This window comes from Niallia sp. FSL W8-0177, assembly GCF_038006285.1.
GTDB classification, from domain to species: Bacteria; Bacillota; Bacilli; order Bacillales; family Cytobacillaceae; genus Niallia; species Niallia circulans_A.
In genome coordinates, this window is record NZ_JBBOUX010000001.1 from 3,906,350 (window position 1) to 3,920,354 (window position 14,005).

The window sequence follows — 14,005 nt, forward strand, 5'->3', positions numbered from 1 at the left end:
GTTAGTTAAGAACACTCACACTCATAAAACAATCTCCTTTAAAAGGGCTATTTATTATAATTTCTCTTTCAGTTTATCGATTTCCTCGCTCAATTGTCAACATTTTCAAAAAATTATCCTAACAAGTCTTGTTTCAGCTGTTCTACAGAGTTATCCCATAGTCGCTGATCATGTTTTTTCAGAAAATCTGCCAGCACCTTTTTAGACTTCTCATCCATATGATCGACCATAATATGTCTTTTCATACTTTTATCCATCTTATTCACATGCTCTGGAAGAGACTTATAACCTCTTCGAATAGAACGGTCTACAGTCATTTCACATGCTGTTACACCAGCATAATAAGGACCTTCAGGCTTACGGTCAATTGTCACCCAAACTAACCAGTAAGGCTTGCCATTAGGAACCTCTTCCTTTGTTTTCAAAAATTTGATGCCACGTTCCACTGCACTTCTTGCATGCATGGCGCCGATATCAACGATCGCTTCTCCCTCTTCTACATCAATAATAACAGGAGATACATTTTCTAAACTAAGACTGCCAATTCCAAAGCCTTTATGCCCATCGGTTGGGTCATTTTTAATAATATTAAAGCCTATTGTTTTCTTCTTTTTTTCTTCCATTTTCATACTCCTTTTGCGATTTATTATAAACGATCGCGGATTGGTATAGCTTGACGATTTTTATTAGTCGTATATATAAAACCGACTTTTATCCTCTGTAAAATCAAAAGAACAATTGATTAAACAGCGACAGAAAAAAGTATCGTATCACTTCAATCCAAGGGAATATCGTATAGCTTGATAAACCTGTAACAATTAATACAATAAATAAAATAGATCCATAAACTTCATACTTGGACATCGCTGCTCTGACTCGTGAGGAAACCAGATCTTCAATAATTCGGTAACCATCTAAAGGAGGCAAAGGAAGCAAATTAAAAGCAAATAGTAATAAGTTCATATAAACAAAAATTTCAAAAAACGGATATAAATCAAAATTACTTCCCATTGGTACTTGTAACTTTATTAATATTGCAAGAATGATAAAACCAAGAAAAGCTAATATTAAGTTACTGACAGGACCTGCTAAAGTCACCAATACTCCAGCTAATTTTGGCCGCTTAAAATAATGACGATTAACCGGTACTGGCTTCGCCCATCCGAATCCTGCGATTAAGATAAAAATTGCCCCTATGAGATCAATATGAGCGATTGGATTTAGCGTTAACCTTCCTTGCTTTTGCGCCGTGGGATCTCCAAATTTATAGGCTACAAATGCATGTGCGAATTCATGGAAGGTAAAACCTATTACAATGGAAATAATAATATATGGCAAATCCGCCAAATTTTGCGAAAATAACAAATGATTAGCTCCCCTCTATACACAGTTTCTATGGAAAATGAATATTCTCTATCTAGTAATGTTTCCTTTTAAAATTATACATGATATTAAATTGGAAAGGAAAATTTTCTTTTGTTGGCCTCTTCATAAGACTCTATTTACATGCATATACGCTGATTAGAAACTTGCACTTTTCCAAGAAATATGAAAAACTACAATCAAAACTAAGGAGGATTTGAACAAATGCCATATGTCACTGTAAAAATGTTAGAAGGTAGAACGGAGGAGCAAAAGAAAAATTTAGTAGAGAAAGTAACAGAAGCAGTTGTGGAGACAACAGGCGCATCAAAGGAAAAAGTAGTAGTCTTTATTGAAGAAATGCCTACAAACCATTATGCTGTTGCAGGCAAACGCCTAAGCGATCAGTAAAAGCAGTTCAAAAAGGTCCCGCCCAGCAAATCAAATCGTTGCACGGCAGGACCTTTTTTTAATGATTTCTTTTCTCTCTTAAGCTTTCAATATACGCATAGGCAATCTCTATTTCTTCTTCCGTATATTTTTGTTTGGCCTTTAATGTGAATACTTTTTCCTTCACTTCTTCCTTTGGAAGGCTATCAAAGAAAAGAACGGTTGACACAAGCTCAAGGAAGCGAGAATTCTGGCCATTCATATCTTCTAGACAAGGAGACAAATCAGGCATTTCCACCTCATTAAGGTCCAAAAATTCCTTTCCATTATCGGTTAAAGTATATCGATATTGGAAATATCCTCCCTTTTTCTCTTTTACTTCATTCAAAAAACCCATATTGCATAATTCTTCTATTCGCAAGGTTAGTTCTTCTGAATAGGGACCGAAAAAGTGAAACTGATATTTTTCATGAAATGGAAAATCGAGCTTTTTTGCGATATATATCATTTTTTGCAGCTTTTTTCTTCCAATAATTTCGCCCGAAGCAGCAATTGCTTTCATTACTTTGGCATGATCTTTTAACAAATTGGGTCATCTCCTACTCCATTTAATCCTAAGACATACATCTATTGAATATCCAACAATTGACGAATTTGTTTTTTTATTTCCCCTTTGGAACTGTCATCCTTTAAAATATCCTTAGGAAAATATAACTTGTGATCGGTTCTTCTTTTTCCAGAAATACTATCAACAATTTCTGATTCTCTGGAAAGCTCTCTAATTTCTCCGTTTTTCATCAATAGATGAATCGGTAATCGCTCTTCCTCTTCTCCAGGTCGATAAAAATCATAGGGAAGATCTGACGAAGAATCGACAACTAAATAATACTCCGGATCCAAACCTACTTTTTGGAATAAACCAGATAATTCTTGAAGCTTTTTATATTCTTTAGCTGGATCAAACTCCACATATTTAAAAAGATTCCGGTTCATAAACCTGCGGCAGAGATCCTTCAAAACGGCATCATCTTCTTCTTGCCACATCTGAAAATAGTAGAGAATAATAGCCTCATCCAATTTTAAGTAGTCTTCTAACGATGTTTCGTCTTCAAAAATTGAGTAAAAATGAATAGGGTGATATTTAAAAGAGTAGAATTGCTCGTGTAAATATTTCGCTCTATGTAGAATTTTCGTAAGAATTACTTCCGCACTTCTTGTCACTGGATGGAAATAGACCTGCCAGTACATTTGATAACGGCTCATAATATAGTCTTCTACCGCGTGCATTCCGCTTTTTTTAATAACAGCCTGATCTTCACGCGGGCGCATTACGCGCAAAATTCGTTCCATATCGAAATTCCCGTAGCTAACCCCTGTAAAATATGCATCTCTTAGCAAATAATCCATTCGGTCTGCATCTATCTGACTGGAAATTAAACTAACTACTAGTTTTTCCTTGGAGGTTTTGGCAATTATTTCGGCAACCTTTTTAGGGAAGTCCTTCTCTACTTTTGTCAAAACCTTATTAACTTCTGTTTTTCCTAAGATAATTCTGCGTGTAAATTCTTCATGATCAAGATCAAACACTTTTTCAAAAGAATGAGAAAAAGGGCCATGGCCTAAATCATGTAAGAGAGCGGCACATAAAGAAAGCAACCTTTGGTCATTGTTCCATTCTTCTCGGCCTTCAAAAACATCGTCAATGATTCTTCTAACAATTTCATATACTCCTAGAGAGTGATTAAACCTGCTATGTTCTGCACCATGAAAGGTAAGATAAGTCGTGCCCAGCTGTTTAATTCTTCTCAGTCGCTGAAATTCTTTTGTTCCAATCAAGTCCCATATCACTCTGTCGCGAACATGAATATAGCGATGGACTGGATCTTTAAATACTTTCTCTTCATTTAGCTTATCCGTCGAATATGGCATCTTTCTCACTCTCTTTCATTCATTGGCTATTTTTTATCATTCTAGTAATTAGAGTAATTCCATATTCTAAAGATAGAAAAAGAGGGTTCCGTGTAGGCATTTTAAAAGGGAAAAGAATCATGGCTTTCTCCATAAAATAACTATCCAGTGGAAACTCCTCTGTTTTACTAAGGCTCTGTTCATTTTCATTGTTGTTTTATACGAAGATTATTTTTTCAGCTTCGCATTGATCTTATCCATTAACTCTTCTTCTGTTAATGCAGCTAGTGGACGATTATTGACAAAAGCAAATGTTTTTTTACGACCAGGACCGCAATAGGATTGACAGCCTATATCAATTTTAGCATCTGGATCAATTTGCTTTAAACGGGGTATTAACGTTTTTAAATTCACTGCCTGACAATCGTCGCAAACACGAAATTCGTTTGCCATTTGGACAACCCTTTCTATACATGCTCTCCAATTACGTTATCGAAAATTTATTCGACAACATTCTCACTTATTACTATATGGTATTTTACCCCTTCTCCACTAGCAATGCAAGATGCAAAAGATTGTAAAATAGTGACGAATTTGTGGAGAAAATCCACTAGTCCAACAGTATTATTCCCCCACTACTATAACAATAATTTTTGTAAACTAGCTCGCTTCTCTATATTAATTAAGCAATATGGGTTATAATTTTCTCTTGAATATAGGGAGGTTATACAATGAACAAAAGTAGAATATTAGTAATGTGCAGCATTGTTCTTGCGATGCTTATTGCCTCTATTGATACGACTATTATGAATACAACTATGCCAATTATTGCAGAAGAACTTGGCGGTACGGAATTATACGCTTGGTCTTTTGCTGCTTATATGATAGCAAGCACAATTCTATCACCAATTGCAGGAAGACTTTCCGATTTATTTGGAAGAAAAAAGCTGTTTGCTTTTGGAATTATTGTCTTTTTAATTGGTTCCCTGCTATGCGGAATCTCATCCACTATGACTCAATTAGTTATTTTTAGAGCATTGCAAGGGATGGGAGCTGGATTCATGATGCCATTTCCTGCAATCATTGCTGGGGATCTTTTTTCTATTGAAAAGCGAGGGAAAATCCAAGCATTATTTACTGGCATGTGGGCTTTATCCGCCATATTAGCCCCTACTCTTGGTTCTCTCTTTGTAGAATTTATGAGTTGGAGATGGATTTTTTATATCAATTTACCAGTATGCATTATTGCACTCCTAACTTTAATTCCATATAAAGAAGTCTATCAAGCTAAAAAGGCACAGGTGGATTACATCGGAGCAATGCTATTTGGAATCGGAATAACTTGTTTATTACTAGTTACAGTCCTTGAAAGCTACCTTTATCTTTATGCTATAATAGGTGTCCTTCTGTTAATCACCTTTTATTTCTTTGAAAAAAGACAAACATCTCCTATTGTTCCATTATCCATTTTCAAAAATAAGACGATCACTTGGATGTTTATTAATGGATTTGTTGGAACATTGGCCTTATTTGGAACATCGAGCTATATTCCATTATACCTCCAAAATCAGGCAGGGTTGTCTGTATTATGGAGTGGGGTTTCTCTCCTTGGCCTATCGGTTGGATGGATGGCCATGTCTGTTCCTGCAGGGAAATGGATATTAAAATATGGCTATCGCATTCTATTAATTATTGGAAATGCACTATTGCTGCTTTCAGGAATATTATTAGTATTATTAAATGAATCAAATGGCTTCTGGTACGTATTTATTCTTATGGTCGTACAAGGTCTTGCCTTCGGCTTACTAAGTACAGTAGGTGTGATTGGTGCCCAGGCACTAGTTGGAAACCATGAAAAGGGAATTTCCACCTCCTTCTTTATGTTTTGCCGAAACATGGGAACAGCTATTGGCGTAACGATTATGGGATCATTGCTAAATAGTGGTACAACCTTTATGGATGGCATTCACCATCTCTTCCTATTTGGATTTATTGTTAGCATATTTGCTTTTCTTTCTGCATTCTTCATTCGAAACGAAGAAGCTTTAGTTGAAAAAAATGTATAGAGATTCCCATCTTCTTTGTTCCAAAAACAGTCGGTTTATCGCCGGCTGTTTTTTTAATCCTCTTTATCCGCTAATTTCCCTTTTTTCTATTCTATAAAAAAATCTACTATCCTTGTATTTCTTTTGTATAAACATCCAAGTTTCTGGAAAAGATGGGACTAGAAATATTTATTTATCGTGATTAAGTTGGGAGTTGAGTTATCAATGAAAGTTAGACAAGATGCATGGTCAGAAGAAAATGACCTATTATTAGCAGAAACAGTTTTAAGACATGTACGAGAAGGGAGCACACAGTTAAATGCCTTTGAAGAAGTTGGGGATAAACTAAACAGAACTTCGGCAGCCTGTGGATTCCGCTGGAATGCAGTCGTTCGCCATCAATATGAAAAAGCACTTCAGCTTGCAAAAAAACAACGAAAGCAACGACAACGGATGTTAGGAAAAGATCAAGGCGGCAAGAAAAAGCTATTATATTCACCACCTGTGCCAACAGTGGATGATTTCGAAGCACTTACTGTATCCACTAGCTTAGAAATGGGTTCTATGGATTTAGATTCTATGGAAACATTCATTACAGCAGAAACATTAGATACAAATGTTAATAGTCCACAAGAAGAAGAGCTTGCAAACTATCAATCAGAAGAAGATGAGCAGCCATTACCAGCGTATGAAGCGAAACAAGCACCTGTCTATTCATCTGTAAATCATAGCCAAGCTGGCACACTAAATTTCGACATGGTTCTTTCCTACTTACAAAATTTCCGAAATGCTACCATCCAGATGGAAATCTTAAAAAGCGAGAATGAAAGATTAAAAAGAGAAATGACTTCCATTAAAAGTCGAAACAAGGAATTAGAAGACAAGCTCCATCAAATCGAAAACAACTCAGAAACCATGCAAGAAGATTACGAGACACTGATGAAAATTATGAACAGAGCCCGAAAACTCGTCCTCCTAGAAGAAGACGAGCGCCCAACCAAATTTAAAATGGACCGAAACGGAAACCTCGAAAAAGTCGCAGAGTAACTAAAAAGCGGAAGCGCCTTGCTCATCAGCGTACAAACTGGAGGGCTTCGACTGAGATAAAGGATACACGGCGAACGCCAGTGAGTCGATGTTGACTTATCGTAGGGAGAAGACCGAAGTTTGCTAGCTGATAGGCGCTGTAGCTGGATTATGTTAAAGCGGAAAGGGACTGTTTAGCGGCGTGTGGGATGGAGCAACATTTCCTGAGATATAGGAAACACAGTGAGCGACAGCGATCTGATGTTGACTTATCGTAGGGAAAGGTTGTGAAGCCCATCAGCCGCTGGTCCCTTGAAGCTGGATTATGTTAAAGCGGAAGCGCCTTGCTCATCAGCGTACAAACTGGTCGACTAAAAACGCCACGTCCTGTGGCAACGTCGACACTAGTACATCCTATACGTCGAAGGGCTTCGACTGAGATAAAGGATACACGGCGAACGCCAGTGAGTCGATGTTGACTTATCGTAGGGAGAGGTTGTGAAGCCATTATCTAATCTACCTGTAGCGGTCCAAATTTATTAAAAAGAGAGAGGATTAATAGTTGGCAGCACATTTCTCGATTATAAATAGAGGATAAGAAAAGGGATTTTCTTTACTTGAAACCCCCTTCCTTATCCTCTTTTTGGTTTTAGCGAAATGGCTGCATGATTTTCTCGTTTCTTTCCACAACCCGATCATAATAAGATTCAAATAGCGAAAGCTCTTCTCCTTGTAATTGATCTGCAAATAAAAATTCTGCATGATCCTTTAAAGCTAGTAACAATTTGGTCATAACTTGATCAACTGTTAAAGATACTCCTAACAATTCTGCTAAGGATGCCATTACTTCAGGGTCTATCTCGGGATACTCAAACTTTGTCGTCTCTCCTTGTAGACCAGAAGAATAAAATTGTTTGATGATCCCTGCTCTATCCTGTCCACTTCCATTTACGCAAAGATAAATTTGCACAGCAACTCCGTTTCTTAAGCGTCTCTGGGAAATTCCAGCGAATTTTTTTCCATCAATACTTAAGTCATAGCTGCCAGGGCAATAGGAACCAACAATCTCTTTTGCTTCAATCGTTTTTCCATACTCACGGAACATATATTTAATCAATTCAAACATCGTATCATAACCACTGTTAATATCAATTCGTTTCTCCTGCTCTGGGAGAATAAGTGATATATTTAACACGTCCTTATCTAATACGACAGCTAGACCACCTGAATTACGAACAATATAGTGGTATCCCTGCTCCTTTAAAAAAGTTAATGCCTCTTTCAAATGTGGTAATCTCGTATCTTGAATTCCTAATACAATTGTCCGATCATGCACCCATGTTCTGGCCGTAGCTGGCGCCATCCCGCTTCCGACGGAAGAACATAAGGTATCATCCATACCAAAAGATGTAAGCGCGGATACATGTAAACCTGTTGTAGACTGATCAATAATTCTCCATTTTTCTTGTTTTAATAAACTAGTATTGCCAACCATCACTTAGCTCCTTCTGTTTATACCAACTATCTATTCTATTTTAAAAAGTTTTAGTCCTCTTTATTCATCACAATGATTTATTATAACGAATTTAGAGCTATTTCAAAAGCACTCTTCTCTTATTTGCATATATTTTCGTATCAATTTTTAGGAATAAACTTAAATCTGCTTCGTTCATTCGCTCTAATTACTTTTTCTTTAATCCGGGACAGATACTACCCATATGTTGTATAACTTGAAAATTTTATGAGAGGGATAAGATAAAAGGTAGATGACATAAACAAAAAAGACGCCTCCCATTCTAAGGAGACGCCTGCTTTTAAATTTATTTTGTTAAGCTTTGACCAGCTGTAATTAGAGCTAATTTATAAACATCTTCTTCGTTACATCCACGAGAAAGATCGTTTACAGGAGCATTTAATCCTTGAAGGATTGGTCCTACTGCTTCAAAGTTACCTAGTCTTTGGGCAATCTTATAGCCAATATTACCAGCTTCAAGGCTAGGGAATACAAATACATTTGCATCACCTTGAATTGGAGAATCTGGAGCTTTTTGTTTTGCTACAGATGGAACAAATGCAGCATCAAACTGGAATTCACCATCGATTACTAATAATGGATCTCTTAATTTAGCTTCTGCTAATGCACCTTCTACTTTTTCTGTTTCTGGTGATTTTGCAGAGCCTTTTGTAGAGAAGCTTAACATTGCAACACGTGGATCAATGTCAAACATTCTTGCTGTTTTCGCACTTTCCACAGCGATTTCAGCAAGATCTTGGCTATCTGGAGTAATATTGATTGCACAATCCGCGAATACATATTTCTCATCTTCACGCACCATGATAAATACACCAGATGTCTTTTTCACACCTTGTTTTGTTTTAATGATTTGTAAAGCTGGACGAACTGTATCTGCTGTTGAGTGAATAGCGCCACTTACTAAACCATTTGCTTGATTAGCATATACAAGCATTGTTCCAAAATAGTTTTCATCTAAAAGAATTTTACGAGCATCTTCTTCCGTTACTTTTCCTTTACGTCTTTCCACAAAAGAAGCAACTAGTGCATCAAACTGAGCATATTTCTTTGGATCATAAATTTCTGCGTTTTCTAATGAAACACCAAGATTGTCTGCTTTTGTTTGAATTTCTTCTATGTCACCAATTAAAACAGGGATTAACACTTTATCTTCTGCTAAACGACCAGCAGCTTTTAAAATTCGCTCATCTAAAGCTTCTGGAAAAACGATTTTTACGTTTTGACCAGTTACTTTTTCCTTTAAACCTGTAAATAAATCACTCATTAATTTTCTTCCTCCTTTTTATGTACACTTAATAGGATACTCTACCATCATAAAATTTCAAGAAATTTTCCTTACTTTCTTCTATTTTTATCCCATATAAAGCAAGATCTACTCATCTCACTCAGAAGAAGATGGAGAAGAAAAAACATTGGTTGTAGTTCTATTTATACAATGTGATATTTCCCTATATTTATCTTCCTTATACTCTTTTGACCAAACTGAAACTTCCATTTTTTAGAAGTCACAATAAGTTCACAATTATCCTAAGGGTTATTCCACTAAAATCTGGAGAAACTATGATATAGTTAAAATCGTATTAACGTTATTAATAAGGAGTGAACATATAAATGAGTGAAGCAGCAAAAACATTAGATGGCTGGTATTGTCTTCATGATTTCCGGACAGTAGATTGGACTACCTGGAAAATGTTACCTGACGAAGAAAGACAAGAAGCTATCACTGAATTCCTAGGTCTATTGGAAAAATGGAACACTGTTCAAGAAAATAATAGCGGCAGCCATGCATTATATACAATTGTTGGGCAAAAAGCGGACTTCATGATGATGATTCTCCGTCCCACTATGGAAGAATTACAGCAATTAGAAACAGAATTTAATAAAACCAAATTAGCTGAGTTTACGGTTCCAGCTCATTCCTATGTTTCTGTTGTAGAATTAAGCAATTACCTGCCTTCCGATTCCGATAAAGATCCATATGAGAACCCATATGTAAAATCTAGACTATACCCAATCCTACCAGAATCCAGCTATGTGTGCTTCTATCCGATGGATAAACGTCGTCAAGGAGAAGATAACTGGTATATGCTACCTATGGAAGATCGTAGAAGCCTAATGCACAGCCATGGCATGATTGGCCGCCAATATGCAGGGAAAGTAAAACAGATTATAACAGGATCTGTTGGTTTCGATGACTATGAATGGGGAGTAACCTTATTCTCAGACGATGTTCTTCAATTTAAAAAGTTAGTATATGAAATGCGTTTTGATGAAGTAAGCGCCCGTTATGGTGAATTTGGTTCTTTCTTTGTAGGAACCCTTCTAAAACAAGAAGCAATCACTAAATATTTACATGTAAACTAACACAATATGGAGAATTCCCTAAAGAATCTAGCTGATAGATGATTTAGGAGTTCTTCATTTTTTTTATAAAGTTTTCTCATTAATTTAAATATAAAATTCAACTCTCCTTGTCATAACTTATTCCCTTTTCTCATAGGATGAAATAGTGAGCGATGACCTATGAATGAAACAACATTCACCGTCTACTTTCTAAAATTTATGGTCAACTTCGAATGGCGGAAGTATGTAGTGAAGAGTGGATAGAAGATAATGGAGGGATGAAAATGAGTCAGTCAAATTATGGGAACTATGGTTATCCACAAGGATATAGGAATTTTTCTGGGCAAATTCCTACCTATGGAAATCAGCAAGGGTTTCAACAACAAGTACCAATACAGCAAGGAATGCCTATGCCTACACAGGCACCAACACCAACACCGCCTGCTACACCTACTACATTACCAGGACAGTTGCCAATAGAAGCATCCTATATCGAGAATATTTTACGCCTTAACAAAGGGAAAATTGCTACTGTCTATGCAACATTTGAAAACAATAGAGAATGGAATGCCAAAATCTTCAAGGGAATTATTGAAGCAGCAGGGCGAGATCATGTTATCTTAAGTGATCCACAATCTGGAATTCGCTATTTAATTCTAATGCTCTATATCGATTATGTTACATTTGATGAAGAAATAGAGTATGAATATCCTTTTGCCGCTGGTATGCCAGGGTTAGCAACATCCCCACCTAGATAACCAAAACACCTTCCCGTGCATCACTCATTTAGTGATGTACTTTTTTGTTCTTTATTAAGATTAATAATGTTTCTCTTTTTATAGAGACAAAAAAGAATAGGATGAACATTATGATCTGCTCACCTATCCTTTTTAATATACTCTTATTACATCCATTTCCATGCAGCAATAATCACTAAGAGCCACGCTACTATAAACGCTACTCCGCCAAGTGGTGTGATAGCGCCTAATACTTTTATTTGGGTAACAGCCAATATGTATAGGCTTCCTGCAAAGAGGATAATCCCAATGAACATCAGCCAGCCTGCCCAGTTTAACAAACCGCTTTCTGGAAACTTCCCTAAGAGTAAACCGATTAGAATTAAACCAGTACTATGAAACATTTGGTAGGTAACGCCAGTTTTCCATACTTCAAGGTATTTATTTGTGATTTTCCCCTCTAAGCCATGGGCACCAAACGCTCCTAAAGCGACGGATAATAATGCATTAATTGCTCCAATAATAATGAAAGCTTTCATTTTTATCTCCTTTTTTAAGGCTTTTTGCTAACAGAATCTATGTAAATAGATTGGATATTGCTTAACCCTTTTATTTACGATCGTAAAACAAGTATGCTTAAAAATCAAATAAGGAATCGCCATTTCCTTCGTCCATTTTTATTTTATTTGTTTGTGTCTGTATAGGTTGTTTTGGAATGCTTATTGGTGCTTGAACAGCTTGGAAGGATGGTTGCTGAACGGGTTGCTGAAAGGTTACGCCTTCTTTTCTTTCCTGTTCTAAAACCAATTCACATAAGGATTTAATTGCGTAAACTCTTTCTCTTATTCTTGCGTCAGAATTGCTTGCTTTTGCTTCTGTCAGCTGATCCTCTATTTTAGCTAATAATTGCTGGATTGATATATTCACTTCATCCCTCCTTTGCCTGAAATCGCAGGCATTCTTGTCCAGATGCTCTTTTTACCTCGACAGATGGCATCATTCTGCCTTTAAATTGGAATGCCTTGCACCCTTTAGGGAACTGACTATCCCATGTAACATAGTAGAATTTGCATTTATAACAATTAACCTTCTTCTTTTCCATTCCAAACCCCTTCTAATCCCTTAGAAGGAAATACATGATGAGTAGATACTTCTATTTATCTAATAGAAATGACCCTCATATATATTTCCTTTATTATATTCTTCTTTTCACAAAAAATCATCTATACACCAATTGATCGGGGACTGTCCATTATTTTCAAGCATCCTATTTATAGTAGAGAATGGTCTGCTTCCTAGAAAACCACGGTGAGCAGAAAGTGGACTTGGATGTGTCGATAAAATGGTGCCATGCTTTTCTTGATCAATAATAGCAAGCTTTTTTTGAGCTGGATTTCCCCATAGCACAAAAATAACTGGTTCTTCTCTGTCATTCAACATCTTTATTACTTTGTCTGTAAATACTTCCCATCCTTTTCCACGATGAGAATTTGCTTGTCCCGCTCTCACTGTTAAAACGGTATTTAATAGAAGCACTCCTTGGTCTGCCCAGCTTTTTAAATAGCCATGGTTCGGAATAGAACAGCCAAGATCAGCGTGAAGCTCTTTATAAATGTTTTTTAAAGATGGCGGAACTTTTACATCTGGCTTAACGGAAAAGCTTAAGCCATGAGCTTGATTCGGGCCATGATAAGGGTCCTGTCCCAAAATAACAACCTTTACTCTGTCATAAGGAGTATAGGTTAAACTATTAAAAATATCTTCTCTTTTAGGATAAATAGTAGATTCTCTGTATTCTGTTTCTAAGAAGGTTTCCAATTGGATAAAATACTCCTTCTGACGCTCCTGTTCCAATAATTGCTTCCATGATGCTGCCATACTATCTCCTCCTTTATTCTCCTGCAAAGCTGACTTCAAGCGTATAGCCTAGTCTTCCATAGAATTCCTTCAATGTTTTTTGAGCATTTTCCTCTGCTTTCACTAAAATCCCCTGGTCTACAGCCTCTTCCTTCATCGTTTCCTTTGCTTCATCCATTAAACTATATGCTTCTTCCCACTTTACATCTCCTCTAAAAATGCCTGCAACAGAATATGTTTCTACATTGTCAAAATCAATGGAAGGATCCTGAAGAAAATCTGCCTTTGGTAACTCGATATGGATGCTTTTCTCATCCTCATTTACTTTTAATTGATTTTCCGTAACTCGTGATAAGTCTACACCAGCTGTTAGTGTCCCTGGTACAACTAACAATATTTTTCTTTTTGTTCCAGGGAAATCCGTTTCAATTTCCTTACCAAAAATTTCATTATCCTCTTTTTCTAGAATTGTTTTTACAAAAGCTTGAGAGGTGGCTAAAGTGGATAAATCTTTCATCTGTTCTAGATAAGCTGTTGTTTTTAGAACAGACTCTTTCGGAAAGGCTACTTTCCACAAACCTACTATTCCGGCTATCAAAAGTATGATTAACACACTTAAAAAAAGCATGATTTTTTTATTTAACCGATTCCTTAGTCTATATAAACCAAAAAAAGGAAAGCGAATTCCCCTTCTGTTATTTAACTCCATTGCTGTACTTGCCTGTTCCCTTTTCCCTGCACTTAACTCCCGGTTGATTCGTTCTTTTTCTTTTTTACTTACCATTTAACCCCTCCTGATCCTA

At 36.5% G+C, this 14,005-nt stretch carries 17 protein-coding genes; 5 read left to right on the forward strand and 12 right to left on the reverse strand.

The window, feature by feature from the left end:
* Positions 1-113: 113 nt before the first annotated feature.
* Both NST77_RS18990 and NST77_RS18995 read right to left on the reverse strand, forming a co-directional pair.
* Positions 114-623 carry a YwhD family protein gene (locus tag NST77_RS18990; protein ID WP_095329536.1) on the reverse strand — a complete coding sequence of 170 codons (510 nt, stop codon included), beginning with the start codon at positions 621-623 and terminating at the stop codon, positions 114-116.
* A gap of 103 nt (positions 624-726) precedes the next feature.
* Positions 727-1,365 (reverse strand): site-2 protease family protein, encoded by a 639-nt coding sequence (locus tag NST77_RS18995; RefSeq protein ID WP_171510178.1) that lies wholly within the window; start codon positions 1,363-1,365, stop codon positions 727-729.
* Between the two features lie 222 nt (positions 1,366-1,587).
* On the opposite strand from NST77_RS18995, the gene NST77_RS19000 reads away from it, so the two are divergent.
* Positions 1,588-1,773, forward strand: coding sequence for a 2-hydroxymuconate tautomerase (locus NST77_RS19000; protein WP_095329534.1), 186 nt, complete (start codon positions 1,588-1,590; stop codon positions 1,771-1,773).
* A gap of 58 nt (positions 1,774-1,831) precedes the next feature.
* On the opposite strand, the gene NST77_RS19005 is transcribed toward NST77_RS19000, so the two are convergent.
* From NST77_RS19005 to NST77_RS19015, 3 genes are all read right to left on the reverse strand, one after another.
* A complete protein-coding gene (locus NST77_RS19005; protein ID WP_047940787.1) occupies positions 1,832-2,338 on the reverse strand; it encodes a YwgA family protein in 507 nt (168 codons plus the stop codon).
* 41 nt (positions 2,339-2,379) lie between these two features.
* Positions 2,380-3,681 (reverse strand): HD domain-containing protein, encoded by a 1,302-nt coding sequence (locus NST77_RS19010; protein WP_095329533.1) that lies wholly within the window; start codon positions 3,679-3,681, stop codon positions 2,380-2,382.
* Positions 3,682-3,888: 207 nt separating this feature from the next.
* On the reverse strand, positions 3,889-4,113 hold the full coding sequence (locus NST77_RS19015; protein WP_095329532.1) for a DUF1450 domain-containing protein: 225 nt from the start codon (positions 4,111-4,113) through the stop codon (positions 3,889-3,891).
* 278 nt (positions 4,114-4,391) lie between these two features.
* Between NST77_RS19015 and NST77_RS19020 the strand changes: the two genes are divergently transcribed.
* Positions 4,392-5,726: an MFS transporter gene (locus NST77_RS19020; protein ID WP_171510179.1), complete on the forward strand. Its 1,335-nt coding sequence runs from the start codon at positions 4,392-4,394 to the stop codon at positions 5,724-5,726.
* Positions 5,727-5,930: 204 nt separating this feature from the next.
* Complete coding sequence (locus NST77_RS19025) at positions 5,931-6,752, forward strand: RsfA family transcriptional regulator (RefSeq protein WP_171510180.1); 822 nt, start codon at positions 5,931-5,933, stop codon at positions 6,750-6,752.
* A gap of 628 nt (positions 6,753-7,380) precedes the next feature.
* Here the strand turns inward: NST77_RS19025 and NST77_RS19030 are convergent.
* Together NST77_RS19030 and pta are read right to left on the reverse strand one after the other, a co-directional pair.
* On the reverse strand, positions 7,381-8,226 hold the full coding sequence (locus NST77_RS19030) for a lipoyl protein ligase domain-containing protein (RefSeq protein WP_163185150.1): 846 nt from the start codon (positions 8,224-8,226) through the stop codon (positions 7,381-7,383).
* 325 nt (positions 8,227-8,551) lie between these two features.
* On the reverse strand, positions 8,552-9,529 hold the full coding sequence (gene pta / locus NST77_RS19035) for a phosphate acetyltransferase (RefSeq protein ID WP_095329528.1): 978 nt from the start codon (positions 9,527-9,529) through the stop codon (positions 8,552-8,554).
* A gap of 347 nt (positions 9,530-9,876) precedes the next feature.
* Here pta and hemQ point away from each other — a divergent pair, with 347 nt between their 5' ends.
* Complete coding sequence (gene hemQ / locus NST77_RS19040; protein ID WP_095329527.1) at positions 9,877-10,629, forward strand: hydrogen peroxide-dependent heme synthase; 753 nt, start codon at positions 9,877-9,879, stop codon at positions 10,627-10,629.
* Between the two features lie 263 nt (positions 10,630-10,892).
* Complete coding sequence (gene gerQ, locus NST77_RS19045) at positions 10,893-11,366, forward strand: spore coat protein GerQ (protein WP_095329526.1); 474 nt, start codon at positions 10,893-10,895, stop codon at positions 11,364-11,366.
* A 146-nt stretch (positions 11,367-11,512) separates the two neighbouring features.
* Here gerQ and NST77_RS19050 read toward each other — a convergent pair whose 3' ends face one another.
* The 5 genes from NST77_RS19050 to NST77_RS19070 form a co-directional block, all read right to left on the reverse strand.
* Positions 11,513-11,884 (reverse strand): DUF423 domain-containing protein, encoded by a 372-nt coding sequence (locus NST77_RS19050; protein WP_095329525.1) that lies wholly within the window; start codon positions 11,882-11,884, stop codon positions 11,513-11,515.
* A 97-nt stretch (positions 11,885-11,981) separates the two neighbouring features.
* Complete coding sequence (locus NST77_RS19055; protein WP_095329524.1) at positions 11,982-12,272, reverse strand: YwdI family protein; 291 nt, start codon at positions 12,270-12,272, stop codon at positions 11,982-11,984.
* Between the two features lies 1 nt (position 12,273).
* The gene (locus tag NST77_RS19060; protein ID WP_095329523.1) at positions 12,274-12,447 is read right to left on the reverse strand and encodes a uracil-DNA glycosylase; all 174 of its coding nucleotides are present in this window, start codon (positions 12,445-12,447) and stop codon (positions 12,274-12,276) included.
* Between the two features lie 107 nt (positions 12,448-12,554).
* Positions 12,555-13,223 carry a uracil-DNA glycosylase gene (locus NST77_RS19065; protein WP_171510182.1) on the reverse strand — a complete coding sequence of 223 codons (669 nt, stop codon included), beginning with the start codon at positions 13,221-13,223 and terminating at the stop codon, positions 12,555-12,557.
* A gap of 13 nt (positions 13,224-13,236) precedes the next feature.
* The gene (locus NST77_RS19070; protein WP_123258505.1) at positions 13,237-13,986 is read right to left on the reverse strand and encodes a DUF4230 domain-containing protein; all 750 of its coding nucleotides are present in this window, start codon (positions 13,984-13,986) and stop codon (positions 13,237-13,239) included.
* Positions 13,987-14,005 lie beyond the last annotated feature (19 nt).